General features: G+C 55.9%; 5 protein-coding genes. 4 read left to right on the top strand and 1 reads right to left on the bottom strand.

Annotated elements, in window-relative coordinates; genetic code table 11:
• Positions 1 to 702: 702 nt before the first annotated feature.
• The 3 genes from LOC70_RS06755 (at position 703) to LOC70_RS24600 (ending at position 15,413) form a co-directional block, all read left to right on the top strand.
• A complete protein-coding gene (locus tag LOC70_RS06755) occupies positions 703 to 14,691 on the top strand; it encodes an Ig-like domain-containing protein (RefSeq protein ID WP_230252727.1) in 13,989 nt (4,662 codons plus the stop codon).
• A 252-nt stretch (positions 14,692 to 14,943) separates the two neighbouring features.
• Entirely contained in the window at positions 14,944 to 15,102 is a 159-nt protein-coding gene (locus tag LOC70_RS06750) for a hypothetical protein (protein WP_230252726.1), read from the top strand.
• 101 nt (positions 15,103 to 15,203) lie between these two features.
• Entirely contained in the window at positions 15,204 to 15,413 is a 210-nt protein-coding gene (locus LOC70_RS24600; protein WP_390889012.1) for a PEP-CTERM sorting domain-containing protein, read from the top strand.
• Here the strand turns inward: LOC70_RS24600 and LOC70_RS06745 are convergent.
• The gene (locus LOC70_RS06745) at positions 15,377 to 15,544 is read right to left on the bottom strand and encodes a hypothetical protein (protein WP_230252725.1); all 168 of its coding nucleotides are present in this window, start codon (positions 15,542 to 15,544) and stop codon (positions 15,377 to 15,379) included. The two genes, LOC70_RS24600 and LOC70_RS06745, sit on opposite strands and share 37 nt — an antisense overlap.
• Positions 15,545 to 15,613: 69 nt before the next feature.
• On the opposite strand from LOC70_RS06745, the gene LOC70_RS06740 reads away from it, so the two are divergent.
• The gene (locus LOC70_RS06740; RefSeq protein WP_390889007.1) at positions 15,614 to 21,049 is read left to right on the top strand and encodes a choice-of-anchor I family protein; all 5,436 of its coding nucleotides are present in this window, start codon (positions 15,614 to 15,616) and stop codon (positions 21,047 to 21,049) included.
• Positions 21,050 to 21,113: the final 64 nt, after the last annotated feature.

Genomic DNA, 21,113 nt, shown 5'->3' with positions numbered 1-21,113 from the left:
ACGCATGGCTCCCCCGACTTCATGCTAGTTCGTTCCGGTGGATGGAAACGGCTTCGAAATTCATCGCAGGAAAGCGTCTTGATCCCACAGATACCCGCCGGTTCGCCTCAGAGTGATTTGTCGATTCCCGAGTTGCCTTGCGGGCAGGACCAGATTGTGTGCCCGAACTTGACCGCCATTGAGTGAGCACATCGGCCCGAGAGAAATGACACAAGTGACAGTTCGCAGGATAGTATTCTTTCGCGGAGACAGCGTGGGTGGTTCGGTGGATCGTTCACCGTTGGCGTGTTCTACCGTCTACCCAGAAAATATCCTCGCTTGCGGTGGTGCAAATCTGCAGTCGCTGGCGAAGAAAAAGAAGGTTCTGAAGCAGCAATCATGAAAATCTGACAGCTAGAAACAACGCAAAACGCTCAAATCCCGCAGTCCTACAGATAAACCGCCGCCCCCTCCTCAGGGAAATTGTCCGCCATTATTTGGCCGTAGCGGTCCTGGAAGTCTCAATTAACGTCTCGGCTTCGCTATTTTAGGCCCCGGGGCAAATGCAAAAACTGCATCCAAGCGTTGGAGTGAAGGCAGATGAGATCGTGGCTGATCAACGAATCGGGACGTCCCCGTCGTGGAAGAGTGCCCCGTCGTCGCGGGAGCTCGCGAAAATTACGGCGTCAACAGCTTCGCATCGAGATGCTCGAAGACCGGCGAGTGTTAGCTGGCCCTGGCCCCGAAGTCTCTTCGATCATTCGGGCCGATGCAAATCCGACCAACGCTTCTAGCGTCGCTTTCACAGTCACATTTGACGAAGACGTAAACGGTGTCGACACATCAGACTTCGTCGTTGATGCAAACGGCCCGACACTAGCCAGTGTCGATTCGGTCTCCGGTACCGGAGCGGTCTACACAATCAACGTGTTCACCGGATCAGGGGATGGTTCTTTAAGCATCGATTTGATCGACAACGATTCAATCGTTCGCGTCAGTGGCAATGGCAAACCTCTCGGCGGCAACGGCACGACTGGCAACCAGGATGGATCGTTCACCACTGGTGAGATCTACACCATCGACAAGACGGCACCGATCGTCGACAGCATCACTTTGATCGGTACGCCAACCGCATCGGCGGCAACGATCGAATACAACGTGACTTTCAGCGAAGCCGTCGAAGGCGTTGATTTGACTGATTTCACGCTCATCACTAGCGGTGTCGTGGGAGCTGGTATTGCGTCGGTCGATGGCAGCGGAACCTCGTATGTGGTGGAAGTTTCCACAGGCGGCGGTCAAGGGACCGTCCAGTTGGCACTGAATGACAACGACACGATTGCTGACCTCGCTTCCAATCCGCTCGGTGGTGTCGGCGTGGGGACGCAGCAGACGGGTCCCGTGCACCAAGTCGAGAACTCACCTCCATCGGTCGTTTCGATCACCTCCGAACAATCAACTCCTACGAATGCGGATCTGATTGATTTCACGGTGGTCTTTGACAAATCGGTTCAGAACGTCGGCCTCAACGATTTCACACTGACGATCGGTGGCGATATCACGAACGCGATGCTGACCAATGTAGTCGGCAGCACCGACACCTATACGGTCACGGTATCTACCGGTGACGGTGATGGAACCATTCAGCTCGGCATAGCGGACCCACCGACGATCACTGATCTGTCTGGGAACGCGCTGCCAACAACGAGCTTGACATCGTCGGTGATCACCATCGACAAGACTGCGCCAGCCAGCTTCGGTGCCTCCGCTCTCGATTTATCACCGACCAATCTCCAGCAGGTTCGTTACAGAATCAAGTTCGATGAGCCGGTGATCGGTGTTTCCACCGACAATCTGCAACCATTCATTCTTGACTCCGAACCAGCGGACCCGATTTCAGGTGTGTTCGTCGCCGAGGTGACGGGGTCAGGCGACACCTACGACGTCTTGCTGAACACCGGCACGGGCTCCGGTGCTGTTGCACTGAGACTAGTGAATGACGGTAATTTCAGTGACCTTGCTGGCAACAGCCCAAATGTTGTTGGTGGCAGTGGTCGCGTTTACCAAATCGACCGCATCGCCCCAACCGTTGAGTCCGTTGTCCTCGAAGATGCATCGCCGACCAACGAATCACCGCTGAGCTTCCTGATCACGCTCAGCGAAAGTGTGACATCGTTTGGCCTGGGAGATGTAACTCTCGATCAGACGGGGCTTCCCAATGCGCTGCTTGCTTCGCTGCAGACCATTTCAGGGACGCAGAAGCGAGTCTTTGTGACTCCCGGCGTTGGCGACGGCACACTTTCGATTGATGTCACGCCCCGAACCTCCGCGACCGATTACGCGGGCAACCAACTAGCTACACCGGCAAACAACTTTGACGCCTATGTTGTCGACACGTTGGCTCCGGAGGTCGATTCAATCACGTTGGTCGGTCCGTCGACGACTTCCGCATCGAGTATCGACTTTGACGTTGTCTTCAACGAGCCCGTAGGCAACGTCACGGCTTCTGACTTTGGCATGGTGGGCACTGGAATCAGTGGAGCGTCAATTGCGAACATTGTGGGAAGCGGAGCCGAGTACACGGTGACGGTCAGTGCAGGCACGTTCGATGGAACGATCGGACTGAATGCTGTCACAGGAGGAACAGCGATTGATGACCTGAGCAATCCGTTGGGTTCTGGTTTCACGGGTCCTGTTGCAACGATCGATCGAACCGCACCATCGGTGCTTTCCGTTTCGGCACCGGTATCCATCACGAACTCGTCGACAATCGACTACACGGTCCAGTTCAGCGAAACGGTCACCGGATTCACCGCGAGTGACCTGACACTCGTGAGCGGCGGCGCGATCACTTCCGCGTCGATCAATCCGGTGTCAGGAAGTGGCGACACTTATACCGTGACGGTGAACACCGGCAGCGGCGACGGCACGATTGGTCTGGATGTCAATGCTTCGGCATCGATCGTGGATGCAGCCGGAACTTCGCTCGCCGCTGGGTTGATCGGTGATGTGGTGTCGATCGACAAAACGGCGCCCGCCATCACAACATTTGCCTCCGCAACATCACTGCTAACGAACACCGACAACCTTCTGTTCGACGTCGTGTTCTCCGAGCCCATCACTTCATTTGACGTGAACGACTTGACGCTCACGACGACGGGTCTCGTCGGTGCTTCCATCGCTCAAATCAGTGGCAGCGGAACTGACTACAGCGTTCGCGTGGCGACAGGAACGGGCGATGGAACGGCACGGTTGGCGCTCGCGAACACTCCAACGATTTCGGATCTCGCAGGCAATCCGCTCCCGGCATCGGCAACTCAGTCGGAACTGGTCACGATCGACAAGACAACACCAACAACGATGTCGATCGGTCGTCTATCGCCAGCGGATGTGACGCTCACGAACGCAACTACCGTTCAATACGAAGTTGTTTTTCCCGAACCGGTCACAGGGATCACGCCGTCTGTGTTCTATCCGCACACGAATCAAACCGGCAACCTCAGAGACCTGACGGTTTCCAGTGTCATCGGCAGCGGTGACACCTACACGGTCACGATCAATATCGGTGGAGGCCAAGGACCGCTGTTGTTAGGAATCGATAACCCGTCCGGCTTGATCAGGGATTTGGCGGGCAATTCGATCTCTTACATCCAAGGGGCCGGAGTCAACTACGTCGTCGACTTGATTGCTCCGGAAGTCGAATCCATCACGAGGGCCTCGGTGTCACCGACGTCCAGTCAATCGCTTGAGTTCAACGTTCTGTTTAACGAATCGGTTTTGAATGTTGATCCAGGCGACTTTGAATTGGCAGTGAACGGCGTCACCGACGCGATGATCAACTCGGTTTCGGGCACGGGTGCTTCCTACGTCGTCACCGTGACGCACACGGGTGGCAACGGAACGCTGGGGCTGAACTACAAAGCGGCCAGTTCCGTCAACGACGCCGCGGGTAATCTCGTCAACGGCGGGTTTACGACAGGTGAAGTTTACACCATTGCAACAGCATCCTTCAGTATCGCCGCAGCCGATGCAGCCAAGAACGAAGGCAACTCAGAACCGACACCGTTTACCTTCACGGTGACAAGATCGGACGACACGACGGGAACCGCATCGGTGGACTACACGGTCAGCGGTTCGGGCACCGATGCAGCGGATGCGGGTGATTTTGGAGGGGCTTTCCCGAGCGGCACGGTTACCTTTGCTGACGGAGAAGCAACGAAAGTCATCACGATCGACGTCCTCGGCGATTCAAACGTGGAGCCCGATGAAGGATTCTCGGTCACGCTTAGTAACCCGAGTTCGCCCGCGGTCATTTCGTCCGGAACCGCTGACGGGAACATTGTCAACGATGATCTTGTTCAAACGTTTGCTCCCGTCGTGACGCTGCCATCGTCGGCGGTGACTTTCGTTGAAGGCGATGGCCCCCTGCTCGTCGATCCCAGCGCGACGGTTGTCGATACGGATTCGCCTGATTTTGATGGGGCTGTGTTGACGCTGGAGATCACAAATAACGCATCGGTCGATGATCAACTTCTGATCAATAACCAAGGAACCGGTCCTGGACAGGTCGGTGTTTCGGCAAACGTGATCAGTTACGAAGGCGCCGCGATAGCAACATTTAGTGGGGGTGCGGGGACGACGCCACTGGTAATCACATTCGCATCGGGAAGCACGCCGGACGCGGCACAGGCAATTCTGCGAAACGCGCAGTACGCCAATGCCTCTGACACTCCATCAACTTTACCGCGTTTGATCACGGCGACGCTCGTTGATGGTGATGGAAATCAAAGTGCCGCGACTTCAACTGAAGTCGCCTTCGATTTTGCGTTTGCTGTGAGTTCGACCGAATTCAGCTCCATTCAAGGAGTGGGTCGAGACGCGGCGGGAAACCTGTACGTGGGAGGTCGCTTTACCGGGACCGCAGACGTGGATCCAGGACCATCGGAAGTGCTGTTGACCAGCACAGGCGGTTCGCAGGACGCCTACATTGCCAGTTATACGTCTGCCGGAGTATTGCGTTGGGTCCAGCAGTTTGGCGATACCGGAAGTGACGATGTGCTTGATATCGAGGTGACCGCGTCCGGGAACGTTTTCGCCGTGGGTGCCTTCGCCGGAACCGTCGTTTTTGACTCAGGCGCGGGCAATGCAACTTTCGTAGCTGATGGGCCCAGAGACAATTACTTGCTGAAATTCGACAGCGACGGTGGTCTGGTCGCCTCGGGTTCCTTCGGTGGCGACACGTCGGACATTGCCCTCGATCCCGATGGCAACCTGTTGCTGACCGGCAGCTACGCCCGGACGGTTGACATCGATCCCAGTCCGGGGACCTTCTTTCTGCCGGATGCCGGTTCGACGGGCAATGGCAATAGCTTCTATCTGAAGCTGAATCCCAATCTTGAGTTCGTTTGGGCGAAATCCATCGAGCAGGTTGGCGGCACTTTTCAAGTCGGCGATCGGGGTACTGCCATTGCGACTGATTCATCCGGCAACGTGTATGCGTTGGGAGAATACCGAGCCAATTTTGACTTCGACTTCGGCCCAGGCACTTTTCAGCTCAGCACGTCCAGTGACACCAACCCCGACATTTACTTGCTGAAGTTGACGTCGATGGGCGACTTTGTTTGGGCGAAGAGTTGGGGAAGCACCGAATTTGACGTTGGGCATGCTTTGGCAGTCGACAACAACGACAACATTGTCGTCGCTGGAGTGTTTGGCGGTACGAACGTAGGCGGAACCACTGCGTCGGCAGACTTCGATCCCGGCCCAGGCACCGACATCCAGACTAGCGTTGGTGTGTACGACATGTTCGTTTCCAAGTTCGACAGCGATGGCACGTTCCAATGGGCTCGTACCGCTGGCAGCACGGCCAACGAATCAGCGGGAACGATTGCGACCGATTCGCTGGGCAATATCGTTGCCGGAGTTTCGTTCTACCGAGCGATCGATTTTGATCCTTCAGTGAATGTGTTTGAGATCGATCCAGTGGGTTCGGCTTCCGGATTCTGGGGGCTGTCGCCTGATGGTGATTTCCGGTTCGCATCGCATTTGGCTCCGGAATCATCCAGTGCGTACAACGGGCTGGCGGCTTTGACGATCGATCAGAATGACTACCTGCTTGCCGCAGGCCATTTTTCTGGAGGAACGGATTTCGATCCCGGTGGCGGCACGTTCCTCATTCCAGCATCTTCGGACGGGAGCTTTTTCTTAGGCTTGGATGTTGTCGGCCTACCCGCTAACCAGACAGTCAATGTTATTGCAATCGATTCCGAGTTTGCGATCACAGCAACTGACGCGAGCAAGAACGAAGGTGAATCTGGCAGTAGTCGGTTCACATTCACGGTAACACGGTCGGTTGATACTGAAGGGCCAGCGAGTATCGACTACTTCGTCACGGGATCCGGGGCCAACCAAGCGAACGCGAGTGACTTCGGTGGTAACTTTCCCAGCGGCACAGTCGAGTTTGCCGACGGCGAGACGCAGCAGCTTATCACGGTCGATGTCAGCGCTGATTCGATTGTCGAAACTGACGAAGTCTTCACCGTAACGATTAGCAATCCTAGTGTCCCGGCGACGATAACTACCGAGACCGCTGAAGGAACAATACTCAACGACGATGTTGCTGGATTCGAGATTGTCGAGCCAGGTGAAATCATTGCGTGGTCAGGCTCTGGCGAAACAGGTGCGGATCCATTCGGTGTGCCCTTTGTTTCGTCCGATACAACGACTTTTCCGAGTTGGGGAATGCCCGGATTCGGCACTGGGGTGACCACCTTCCAGGCACCCGGGTCGTTTGATGGCTTCCGCGTCAGCTTTTCGGGGCTACCGAGCGACGTCACAATTAATGAGTCACACGGGAACACGGGGCTCAATGTTGATCCGTTCTCTGTCGATGACCGTTGGAACAAGGAAGTGACCGGAAACAGCATCTTGTTCACTTCGCCCGATCCGGCGACAAAGCGGCTCGATCAGGGTGACAGGATGTTTGTCAGCGTGATCTTTACAGGAGATTTGGACCCATCTCTGTTGCAGTTTGACGTCGAATACCTCGACAGCACGAATCCGGTCGGAACGGTTGTCAGTGAAACAGGAGCATCGGACACTTTCACCGTTGCGTTGACGGCTGAACCGGAATCAGATGTCGTCATTGACGTGACCAGCGGAGACATTGGCGAAGCGACAGTCGATCAACCAACACTGACGTTCACCAATCAAAACTGGTTTGTTGCCCAAACGGTGACCGTCACTGGAATCGACGACGCCCTAGTCGATGATGACCAAACCACGTCGATCACCATTTCGGTCAACGATCAGGCGTCAGACGATTCATTTGGCTCCTTGCCCGACCAAGTCGTCTCCGTGACAACGATCGACGACGAGATTCCGACAGTGGTTTCGATGGATGTCGCTCCGATGCTGATTGCAGAAGACGGGGTCGAGGATATGGTCTACACGCTTTCGCGAACGGGAGATACCTCGACATCGTTGGCAGTAAACTTCACGATTAGCGGCACCGCGAATTCCACTTCGGACTTTACGATCAGTCACGCCGGGACGGTGAATTTTTCTGCGGGGAGCTCGACCGCTACGGTAACGGTCTCCGCGACATCCGATTCGACGCCGGAGGGCAACGAAACGGTCATTCTGACCATCGATCCGAACAGTGCCTACGTCGTTGGTTCGGCTGGTTCGGCGACCGGCACAATTCTCGATAATGACGAGCCTGGTGTCGGTCAACTGGTCGGGATTGACCTGGGAACGAATAGCACACTGGAACATTCGCCGACCAACTGGAACCAAGCTTTCTTCCTCAACTTCAGTCTCACTGACTTACTGGCGGAAGACGGTCAGCCTACCGGCATCGATCTCGTTTCGCAGTTCAGCAGCGGTGGAGGTATAAGCAACTTCATCCCGAATCCGCTGACACTTCCTGCTCACACACAGTCGCTCGTAAAAATCGATGAAGTCTCGGTCGGCAATGCAGGCGTTCCGTACTCTGCGACCTTTAGCGGTTTGGAAGCCGGAGCTTCGTACCGGGTATACGTCCTAGCCTATACCGGTACGTCCGGAAACGGAAATACGCAGAACGTCACGATCAGCGGTGAAAGCGGCAGTGAGGTTTCGTTTACTCAAACCTTGACATCGCAAAACGTCTACGTGAATGGCAGCAAGGGGTCGAGCCTTGAGACATTGGAATCGTATGCCGAGGTCGTCACTGCAAGTTCCACCGGAGACATCTCGGTCAACATCACTCCGAACGCGGGGGACAATATTCACGTAGCCGCGCTCGCGATCCAACAGATCTCAGGTGCAACGGATCCACTGAGTGTTACGATTGCTCCCGCGTCGATCTCTGAAAACGGCGGCAGCGCCACTGTCACGATCACTCGAGGTACGGACACGACCAACTCGTTGGACGTTGTGATCACCAACAGCGATCCGTCGGAAGCCTCCGTGCCACTGACAGCAACGATTCCGGCTGGACAGTCCTCGGTTGATGTGACTTTAAACGCGCTCAACGACACTGCCGTGGATGGCACACAGACAGTCACGATCACCGCATCAGTCGCCGGCGGGATCGCGGACGGAATGTCGGGTCTGGACGACTCCTTCGGAACGTTCGGCAAAGCCAACACCCAGCTTGACTCTCAGTACCAACCGCCGCACGGAGTCATTGCCTCGTTACCCGATGGCAAGATACTCGCAGCCAGCGAGGCCAGCACGGAATTTGAACTCACGATTCAGCGTTTTAACGCAGACGGCTCCAGCGATACTACGTTTGGGACAGGCGGCGTCGTTGTTCCAACGGTTGCATCAGGAGTCGGGTCTTTTGATCCAACTGAGCCATTTCCGAAATCAATTGAAGTCGCCCCCGATGGCAAATTTTACATCGGTGGTGTATTGGCCAATGGGGCAGAGACGCCATTTCTAGCGAGATTCAATTCCGACGGTTCGCTTGATTCGTCATTCGGGATTGGCGGCATCGCAGACCTGACGAGCGTTGGATTGGTATCCATCGAAGGAATGGACTTAACCGACGATGGAAAACTGCTCGTTGCTCTGAGCTCGAACAACTCAAGCCTGTTTCGAGCCATGCGAATCAACCCCGATGGTCAACTCGATGCTTCATTCGGAATTTCCGGCGTCGCCGGTTTTCCGAATGTGTTTTCCGAAGCGATTGATGTAGCCACCCTTCCCAATGGCAAGTTTCTGTTGTTGGGTGAGGACGGAAGAATGATTCGCGGTGACCAATTTGGCAACGTCGATCCGATGTTCGGAAATGAGGGCGAGGCATTCGTACCCTTTAGCTCGGCAACCAAAGTTTTCACTGACCTATTGGTCGACGGTGCAGGCAACATCGTCATCGCCGGAACAGCGACGGAGAGCTTTGCGGACGATTTTACCTTGGCTCGATTTAGTTCTGATGGACTGCTCGATCCGTCGTTCGACTCAGACGGATTGGTCACCCTTGACGTTGCAGGCGCGGATGACATTGCGACGTCGCTGGAAATCGGAATCGATGGAAAATTGTTTGTCGTCGGATACACGACGCCCGCCGGAGGAAATCAAGCCGCTGTCGTTCGACTCAATAGCGACGGATCGCCCGACAATACGTTTGATGGCGACGGACGGTTGGTGACCACACTCGGGAGTAATTCGTCACAACAGACGCTTGGTTCTGCGATGACGCCGGACGCGAGTCTGCTCGTACTTGGTGGAAATCTCTCGGACATTCAAATCGCAAAAATTTCTTCTGGAGTCGTTCCATTTTCTGGATCATCCGGTGTCTATGTGACCGACGACGATGCTTCGAACCTTGATTTCGGGGACGCGCCGATCGGCTACCCGGTATCAATTAGTGACTCAGGAGCCAGTCACGATGTAACGGCTGGTGGTCCTTTCCTCGGTTTCCTGGCGGACGCGGAAATCGACGGAGTGAATTCTGCGGGAGCCAAGTTTGACGACGAAAATGGTTCGGACGACGAAGACGGCGTGTTCTTCACCAGCGGCGTCGTCTTCGCCGCTGCAGACGCGTCTTTGACCGGGACAGTCGTCGTGGAGCTGCAAAACGCCGACCCGTTGTCGAACCGACTCGATGCTTGGATCGATTTCAATCGCGACGGTGACTGGGCAGATCCCGGCGAACAAATTTTTGCCAGTTTTGATTTGGGAACGAGTGACGGCGGACACGTTCTTAGCTTTGCAGTTCCGCAAGACACCGGTGACAACGTCATCAGCGGGAACACGTACGCCAGGTTTAGGGTGAGTACCCTCGGTGGACTTGGCGTCACCGGGACTGCGGCCGACGGAGAAGTCGAAGATCATCAACTAACGATCGTTTCGGCCGCCCCTTTGATCGTCGATACGCTCACCGACGAAAGTGATGGAGATTTCTCGCCCGGTGACCTGTCGTTGCGAGAGGCAATCGAACTAGCCAACTTCAAAGCCGGTGCCGATACGATTGAGTTTGCGCCCGCCCTCTCCGGTGGCACCATCACGCTGACTGTCGATCAGTTGGAAGTGACCGATGATTTAACGATCACTGGTCCGGGATCGTCGAACATGACGATCGATGGCGGCGATGCTTTTCGAGTGTTTCAATCGCTCAACGTCGGCGCGTTTGAACTTCAGGGACTGACGATCACCGGCGGACGTCCAAGCTACACGAGCAGCTCGAACAGTGGCGGTGCGATCTTTTCATCGGGCGATCTTATGCTCACCGATGTCGTCATCACCGGCAACGTTGCCGGCGGATCGCTCGGCGATGGCGGCGGGATCATGCATAGCAACGGTGACGTGACCATCACCGACTCAGTCATCTCCAACAACACGACAACTACGTCGTCGGCGTTGGGAGGGGGCATCCACTCGCTAGGGTCCACTGTCTTGATTCAAAACAGCGTGGTCGATGGCAACACCATGACAGGCGATTCCAGCGTTGGTGCCGGTGTTGTGGTGATCAATGGAAACTTGACTCTGACACAGAGTACGATCTCAAACAACACTTCGTCGGCCGACACCGTGACCGGCGGCGGTGTGACCGTTGGTGGCGGCAACTTGACGATTCTCGCGAGTACGATCTCTGGTAACTCCGTCACCGGCTCAGGCGGGGGCGTTGCGTTTGACGGACTCGGCTTCACGGCGACCGTGACAAACTCAACGGTTTCGGGCAATAGTGCGGGCGTTTACGGAGGCGGCATCGCCAACTTCGCCGGTTCGTTCGATATCAATCACAGCACCGTAACGAACAATTCTGCACCAGCAGATAACGGCGGAGGCGTGGCCAGTTTCACCTCGTCTCAAGCTTCTGCAATCGTGACAACGATCTACTCCAGCATCATCTCGGGCAATAGCAGCAGCGATGTGGATCAAATTGTCTTCGCCGGTCCTGCCGCACCGTTGGATTCCGTCTTCAGTGACGGGTTCAATGTCGTCGGCAATGGTACCGCCGTGCCCGACCGTTTTACCGGGCCATCCGACCAAACCTTGATCGCCAATCCAGGTTTGAATCCCCTGGCTAATAACGGTGGCCCGACGCTGACGCACGCCTTGCAGGCGAGTAGTCCGGCACTGGACGCTGGCGAGATGACATCCACCGAAAACCTAGACCAGCGTGGAACAGGTTTCCCGCGACTTTCTGGATCGAATGTCGACGTTGGTGCTTTTGAAAGAGACGCGACAACGTTGCCACGATTCTCAATTCGGGCGACCGATGCCACGAAGCTGGAAGGAGACACCGGCCTGACAACGTTCACCTTCACGGTGACCCGGAGCGGTGACACAAGCGGTTCGGCGAGTGTCGACTATCAGGTTTCTGGCGACGGAGCTTACGCGGCAGACGCGAATGACTTCACCGGAGTATTGCCGGGAGGAACGCTCGCGTTTGACGATGGACAGGAATCCATACTCATCAACATTGACGTCACAGGTGACGTGCTGGCTGAAGCCGACGAAGATTTCCGCGTCACGCTAAGCAACGCGAGTGCTTCGACATTGATCGACGTCGCAACTGCGGACGGGACAATTCTGACCGACGAAACGCCAGAACTAACCGTCGATATCAGTGCCACTTCCATTCCCGAGAACGGAGGCTCGACGACGGCAACTGTCACCCGCAATACGGACACGACCGACGAACTGATCGTGAGCCTTGCCGCATCCGACGCCAGCGAGGTCACGCTGCCACAAACAGTGATCATTCCCGCCGGTCAAACAACTTCGGCTCCGTTCGTAATCGACGGAATTGACGATGCCGTTGTTGATGGTACGCAGACGGTCACGATCACCGCATCCACTTCCACTGCCAGCAGCCTCGCCCAGCAGTACGTTGACGATTTTTCCGGTCCAACCATCGACTCGTTTTGGAACGTGAGTGCTGCGATTCCTGATTCGACGATCACGCAGGTCGACGGTGTGCTGCGAATTCACAGCCCCACGGCGCCGAGCACCTTCACGGACAGCAAAGTCGAAAGCGCGACCATTTTTTCAGGTTCGGACTTCGAAGCCAGCGTTGACTTCCGTGTCCCCGACGGAAACGCAATGGCTTGGCTCACCCTGGGACGTCGTCCGCAGGGTCAGGGGACACCGCAAACGTATGGCCTTTATCTATACCGGGCAGCAAACTACTTCACATGGTTGGCAAATGACTCTTTCACAGGAAGTATGTCTGCACGCAGCGGATTCGGTGACGAGCGGACCCAATGGCATCAACTGAAACTGCAGTACAACGCGGAAACAATGACTGCCACGTCTTTTGTTGACGGAGTAGAAGTCAACAGCGATTCGGTGAACCTGGATCACGCCGTTGTCATTCTTAATATGAAAGACAGAGATTCCGAAGGTCTCGGGCCATCGACGATCGAGTTCGATAACTTTCAATTCAGCTACGGTCAAACCATTGCCGCAGGCAGCGCAAACATTGATGTGACGGATGACGACGTTGCAGAATTGAGCCTTTCGATCGTCGACACCGAAATTGCGGAAAATGGTGGCCAAACCACTGCGACGGTCAGTCGCAACACAGATACGACAAATCCGCTCACGGTGACCATTGCTACCAGCGACAACGGCGAAGCGCGTGTTCCGCTGTCGGTGACGATCCCCGCCGGTCAAAGTGTGTCTGATCCATTCACGATCACCGGTGTGGACGATCAGATTGTCGACGGAACCCAAACGGTCACGATTACGGCGACCGCATCCGGTCACTCGGGCACCGACGGAACCGTCGATGTGACGGACGATGACACGTCACCAACGGTTCTGATTGATCTCGTTGACACGCTGCTTTTTGATGGCGACGACGCAAGCAATGTCACATTCACTTTCAGTGCAGCGACGACTGATTTTGACGCCAGCGATGTGGTCGTGACCAACGGAACGATTTCAAATTTTGACGGTACGGGCACGACGTATTCGGCAACATTCACTGCGGCGGATGGATTCGATGGAATAGGCACCGTGTCCGTCAACGCAGGCAGCTATTCGGATGCGTTTGGCAATGCAGGACTAGCTGGTTCGGATTCGGTGGCCATCGACACGCTCAACCCCGAGGTGGTTGTGGAAATCGTCGATACGTTACTCGACGAAAGTGACAACAGTTCCGTCGTCACGTTCACCTTCAGCGAGAACGTCAACGATTTCATTGGAGCAGACGTGGTTGTCTCCAATGGAACGCTGTCGGATTTCTCAGGAAGCGGCATGAATTACACCGCAACCTTCACGGCCGATCCAACGGTGGACGGGATCGGAACGGCCGCCGTCTCGGTGGGTAGCTTCACGGATGCCGCAGGCAACTTTGGTACTGGCGGTTCAGATACCGTCGTACTGGAGCGGCCGCCTCAAGCTCCCGAGGACATTCTTCTCGATACTGACTCGATCAATGAGAATCTGGATACCTCGGCAGCAGACCTGCTATTTGCGAACTTGTCTGCCGTGGACCCAGACATCGATGACGCGCACAGCTATGAACTGGTGTCCGGAGAAGGTGACAGCGACAACGCTCGCTTCCAGATCACAGAGGACCAACTGTTTCTCCGACAGGGCGAAGTCCTCGACTATGAGACTCAAGCAAGCTACTCCGTCCGTATGCGTGTCACCGACGGCGCTGGACTGGTTTTCGAGAAGTCAGTCACGCTGGACGTCAACAATCTGGTTGAGGTCACTAAAGAAGACATCACCGTCGGTGACGGCACCGCTCAACGTTCACGCGTCGAATCACTGACCATCCAATTCGATGCCGAAGTCACGATTGATCCCGAAGCATTCACCGTCATCAAACGAGGCACCGACGGCGGCAACGTCGACGTGGCCTACACCACCCGTCTGGATCAGAACGGCCACACCATCGCCGACCTGACCTTCAGCGGAAGTTTCGTCGAATATGGTTCGCTAGTCGACGGGAATTACCAACTCACGATCGTTGGAACTAAGATCGCAACGTCCAGAGCCTACGGAATCGACGCTGATCGAGATGGTCTAGCCGATGACAATATTTTGTTCGGTGATAATGAGAGCGATGTCTTCTTCCGTCTGTATGGAGACACCAACGGGGACGGTCTAGTTGGCGCAGCCGACTACATTGCTCTCCGGAATTCGTATGGAACATCTGATTCTGATCCGGGGCATGAGCGTTCGTTGGATTTTGATTCAGACGGGATCATTGGTGCTAGTGACTTCTTCGCATTCCGAAACAACTATGGATCGGCCCGTAATTATTGACCTATTGGAAATCTTTGATGTTTAAACCCACGACAGTTTACTTTGCGATAACCTTTGTCGCCTGTATTTTCCAGTGTAGTACAAGAGCCAATGCTGACCTGGTTTTGAGATTCGGTCAAAGCGGTGCGCCAACTCTCAGCCCCGTAGACGCGAACGCCGGCTCAAGCATTGATCTAGATCTATTTATCGTGCAAGAAGGACTGAACTCAGGTTTGCCAGATGTACGTTTAAACACCGAAGGGATTGGCGGATATGACATTGAGTTTTCAGTCGGTGGATCCGGGGGGATATCCGTACCAGATCCGATTCTGTATACGTTCGCGTCTGGCCTTGATGCGTCAGGAAGCCAAGCAACTCGCATCGACGCCCAAAATGCTGAGCTATCGGGTAATGGCATTGTATCTGGATTGACCGTTGCCCCCTTAGTAGCCCCATTAGGCATAGACTTTATAAGACTGGGGACAATATCACTTGACATTTCTGCAGTTGCGTCAGGACCGTTTTCGATCGAAATGCGTGCGCCTACTCCGTCTTTCAATTCTCTTGGCCCAGACCCCTTCAATACGTTTGTGCCGGCAAGTGTTTCATCGACGATTAACGTAACGGCCGTACCAGAGCCTTGTAGCCTAGCATTGTTGTCGTTCGTAGGCGTAGCTGGCTTCGTTGTTCGCCGACATAAACAATTTTATAGCCGAAGCGACGCAGGCATTCGAGTCGTGTAGTGCCACACGTGTTCATCCACATTGTCCGCACCTCGTTGAAATGAAAATTCGCGTTGGGTGCGAATCTGCCTTCCGCGAATCTTCATTGAATTCGCATGGAACTCCGCGAGCAACGTTTGCAGCAACTTCATTTTTGATCGTCAGAATCCGCGGGACTTACACCATCCCACCTTTCTACCTATCGAAATTGGAAGTTACACGTGGCAAAGCGATTTCGTTCCCGACGTTCACCCCAGCGCCGCCAACAACTGCGAGCTAGTCTGCAAGTACTCGAGTCACGCCAGTTGATGGCGTCGGATTTCTCGTTGCAACTGCTTCACGCCAGCGACTTGGAAGGTGGCGTCAACGCTATCTCCGACGCACCCCACTTCGCGGCAATCGTTGAATCTCTCGAAACCGAAGCGGAAAACGACGGCCGTGGATCGCTGTTGGTTTCGGCGGGTGACAACTTCATCGGTGGCCCATTTTTCAGTGCCTCCGGCGATGGCGACCTCCGTGCTCCTTTGCAAGCAGCCTACCAAGGACTGTTTGGCGAAGCCGGCCTGGACAACATCCGTGAAGATGGTGGTCGCGTTGATATCTCGATCATGAATTTGCTCGAGTTCGACGCTTCCGCACTCGGCAACCACGAATTTGACTTCGGCACCGACACACTCGGTGGCTTGATGGGCACCGACATCCGCGGCAATACATTGGGTGACGTGCGATGGCTTGGCGCTCAATTCCCTTACCTAAGTGCCAACCTCGATTTTTCCGGTGATCCCAATCTGGCTGGGTTGTTCACATCCGACGTGTTGGCAACGACGGACTATCAAGCCGATTTGGGCGACTTGGCGGCCACCGGCGCGGCTCCCAAAATCGCTCCCGCAACGATCGCCGACGTCAACGGTGAATCAGTCGCGATCGTGGGTGCAACCACTCAGCTTCTCAGCCAAATTTCGTCACCCGGCGGTACCGTTTCCACCGCCGGTGGCACGAACGACATGCAAGCCTTGGCCGACGTGTTGAATCCCCTGATCGCTGACATCGCCGACGGCGACGATGACATTGCCGGCAACGCCGATGACGTGAACAAAGTCATCTTGGTTAGCCACCTGCAACAAATCTCGCTGGAAGAAGAATTGGCGGGACTGCTCAACGGAGTCGACATCATCGTCGCCGGTGGATCCGACACGTTGTTGGCGGATGCTCAAGACACATTGCGTGCTGGCGACGTCGCCGAGGGCACCTATCCACTGCAAACCACCAACGCGGACAACGATCCCACGTTGATTGTCAGCACCGATGGCGAGTACAGCTACGTCGGACGTTTGGTTGTCGACTTCGATGCCAACGGTGTGTTGATCCCAGCAATGCTGGACACGAACGTCAGTGGTGTGTTCGCGACGGACGAAGCGGGAACCCTGGCCGTCACCGGTGCCGCCGACATTGCAACCGCGGTGGCGGGCAGCACCAAGGCCACTGAAGTCAACAAGTTGGTGCAAGCCGTTCGCGGAATTGTCACGGCGAAGGACGGCGAGATCTTCGGAGCGACCGATGTCTACTTGGAAGGACGTCGGGCCGAAGTTCGCACACAGGAAACCAACCTTGGAAACTTGACCGCCGACGCTAACCTCGCCGCGGCACGTGCGTTTGACTCGACCGTTGCTGTTTCGATCAAGAACGGTGGTGGCATCCGCGCGGCGATTGGTGCGATCGATGGCTTGAGCGGCGAAGAATTGCCAACGGCCGCGAATCCGGAAGCCGGAAAAGAGTCCGGAGAGATCTCGCGACTCGATATCGAAAACGCTCTTCGGTTCGACAACGGTTTGACCGTCATGACCGTGACCGCGTTGGAACTGAAACGATTGATCGAACACGGTGTCGCCGCGACAGATGCGGCGGGCAACAACACTCCCGGTCAGTTTCCTCAAATCGGTGGTGCGCGATTCAGCTTCGATCCGAATGAACCCGCTTCGATGTTGGACGCTTCGGCCAACGTCCTCCAGGAAGGCCAACGAGTTCGCAGTTTCGCATTGGTCGACGACAACGGCGAAGTCATCGATGTCTTGGTCCAGGACGGCCAATTGATTGGCAATCCCAATCGTGAAATTCGTATTGTCACGCTGGACTTTCTCGCAGGCATCTTCGCCAGCGGCTCGCCCATCGGTGGTGATGGCTATCCCTTCCCCGCCTACGGTGAAGATCTGACGCACCTGTCGTCCGCTGGTCTACCAGACGGAGCATCGAGCACGTTCACTCCCGGCAAAGAACAAGATGCTCTCGCCGAGTACCTGTTGGCCAATCACAATCCTGCCGGAGGCAACGCACCCTACCGCGACAGCGAAACCTCGCCTCTTCAGGATCAACGCATCCAGAACTTGGCCGTTACCAACGACACGATTCTGACGCCTTCGTCGATCGACAGCTTCAAGATTTCCGTCGCGGGCACTTTCGAAACGGGTGTCTTCGACGAGTCAGCCGCTGAGATCGTCGCTCATGATCCCGCGACTCAACGCGTCTTCTTCACCAATTCCGACGCCAACCAAATTGGTGTTTTGGACATCGCGGATCCAACCAATCCGGTGGAGCTATCGCCCATCACGTTCCCGACCGGCACCGGCGGCGTGAATAGCGTTGCGATTTCCGGCGGCATTGTCGCGGTCGCGGTGGCCGCTCCGATTCACACCAATCCTGGCGGCGTTCTGTTTTACAACACGGATGGCGTGTTGCTCGGCAGCGTCACCGTGGGGGCACTGCCCGATTCCTTGACGTTCTCTCCGGACGGGATGAAAGTCGTCGTGGCGGGCGAAGGAGAACCAGACGATCTGGAGAATCCAACGCCGGCCATCGATCCTTTGGGAACCATCAGCGTCATCGACCTGGCTCGACTGCGTCAGGATGGCTTCATCACTTCGTTCGATGTCACAACGCTCGACTTCACCGCATTCGACGGCCAAGAAGACTCGCTTCGCGCCCAGGGCGTGCGGATCTTCCCCGGACGTTCCGCATCCCGTGACTTGGAGCCTGAATTCGCTTCTGTTTCGCCCGATGGCACGCGAGCCTACGTGACACTGCAGGAAGCCAACTCAGTCGCTGTGGTTGATTTGGTCAATCCCGCGATTTTGGAAATCCAACCACTGGGCGTCAAAGACCACTCCTTGCCCGGCAACGGAATCGATCCGAGCGACCGTGACGACTCCATTGCAATCGCTCCACATCCCGTGTTCGGTCTGTACATGCCCGACGCGATCACAACGTTCGAAGTCGGTGGTCAAACCTATTATGCCACCGCCAACGAAGGCGACTCGCGCAACTTTGATGAGGATCGCATCAAAGACATCGTGCTCGATCCCACCGCTTTCCCCAACGCGGCTGACCTGCAAGAAGACGATGTTCTTGGTCGCTTGACCATTTCGAACATCGACGGTGACACCGATGGTGACGGTAACTTCGATCAACTCTTCGCCTTCGGTGGTCGCTCGTTCACGATCTTCAATTCGGCAGGCGACGTCGTCTTTGATTCGGGGGACCAGTTCGAACAACTGACCGCTCAGTTGGTACCGGATCTGTTCAACAGCAACAACGACGAGAACGAATTCGACTCACGCAGCGATGCAAAGGGTCCTGAGCCCGAGGCGATCACGACCGGAGTCATCGGCGATCGCATGTACGCGTTCATTGGCTTGGAACGTACCGGCGGAGTCTTTGTCTACGACATCACATCGCCAGCCGAAGCCACCTTCGTTCAGTACATCAACAACCGAGACGCCAACGCGGCGGACATTGAAAACGCCGGCGACCTGGGCGTGGAAGACCTGAAGTTCGTATCCCCAGCGGACAGCCCCAATGGGCAGCCGCTGTTGATCGCGTCCAATGAAGTCAGCGGCAGCGTCACGATCTTCCAGCTCGGACAATCCGTGTTGGACGTGGAGTTGCGGGCCGTCGCGACACCAAGCTTGGCGGGCTCGACCGAGCTTCCCGATGCGATCTCCAGCAGTCCGATCGGCGGGACGTACTACGTCGAAGCCTGGGTGCAAGATTTTGACAACCAGTTCAACGGGTTGGCGGGCGGTCAAATCGATATCCGCTACAACACCGATGTCGCCGACGCGGTGGGAATTTCCAACGACGACTACAATTTGCTGCCCTCCGGTACGATCGATGATTCGGCCGGGTTGGTTGACGATCTCGGTGGCGGAACCTTGCAAGCCGGACAAGGGTTGGCACCAACCTGGGTCCGCTTGGGTTACTTCGAAGTGGTCGCCACGGCCGAGGGAACCGCGACGTACACGCTCGCACCGGGAGCTCTTCCGTTCGCACGCTTCGGCGGAGGTAACTTGGACGCCGGTTCGGTGGACCTGACCGATGTGGAATTGGTCCAACATGTTCAATCCGCCATGCTCGACTTGGCCGTGGTTCGCGAAGACAGCATCTTGGACGGTGACGGTCGAGTCAGTGAAGTTCCAGCTTCCGTCGGCTACGTTCACGAGTGGGAAAGCTTCACCACCGAGATCTATTTGACTCCGGAAGCCAACACGCAGACCGTCGATGCGGTGTCCTTCGATCTGTCCTACAACACCGCACTGACCAGTGCCTGGACCTTTGAACCAGCCGAAGCGTTCAGCCTCAACGGAACGGTCGATCTGGATAACGCCAATGGATCCGTCAGCAACATTTCGTTGATGGCGAACTCGCCAATCGCCGATGGCGGGCCGATTCTGCTCGGTCGAGTTCGATTCACACCGACGGCAGGTGACGATGCACCGGTGGACGAGACCAACAACGTGATTGGTGCTTACGACCTGGGGTTGCTCATCGAAAACGCAACGGTGACGACGGGCAATATCGTCGGCAGCGTCGGACTCGGACAAACGCCTGCGACCGGCATGTGGGCGGTTCCCTACGACGCCGATGACAGCGACCAAATCGACTTCGCGGATTTCTCCATGTTCGCGAGCGTGTTTGGATCGGTGGTCGGCAGCCCGAACGAACTGGCTGCTTGGGCCGACTTCAATGGTTCGGGGATGGTCGACTTCGAAGACCTCGATCTATTCGATGCCAATCATGGGCTGACGTCGGCCGACGGTGACTCGGTGCAATTCAGCAGCGGTTATCCGTCACCGGAATTGGCCGGTCCTCCCGTCGCCATCGCGTCGGCATCGGCCGCGGGCCAGCAACGGTTGGCCAGCTTTGGTCCGTTTAGCAATCAGCGCACTCTGACCGACGTCAACAACGACGGTCAAACAAGTGCCCTCGATGCCTTGCTGGTGATCAACGCGTTGAACATATCCGACACGTCCATGTCACGCGCTTTCTTGGACGTCAACGAAGACGGAACCACAACCGCCGTCGATGCGTTGCGAGTCATCAATGCACTCAGCGACAACGATGATTCCGGAGATACCGCTCCCGCATCCGAACCAGTCAGCGCTCCCAACGTGGATGTGCTCGACCCCAACGCGGAAGTGCTCGATGCAGTTCTCGGTCAATTCGAACGGGAAGCACGCAAGTTGCTGAACGTGGCACCTCAAGCTTCGTTGGACTACTCGGCGATCAGCCAAGCCAAATTGGAATCCGACAACGACCGCGAAGAGCTGGAAGACTTGCTCGAATCATTGTCGCTCGACCAAGGCAAACTGCGTCTGATGTCGTAAACGTCATACTTTTGCCGAACGTTACCAACGCCAGTGAAGCTCGTCTTCGCTGGCGTTTTTCTTT

It is taken from the genome of Rhodopirellula halodulae (genome assembly GCF_020966775.1).
GTDB lineage: Bacteria > Planctomycetota > Planctomycetia > Pirellulales > Pirellulaceae > Rhodopirellula > Rhodopirellula halodulae.
The sequence above is the reverse complement of the archived record's forward strand: the minus strand, read 5'-3'. Positions and strand labels throughout refer to the sequence as shown.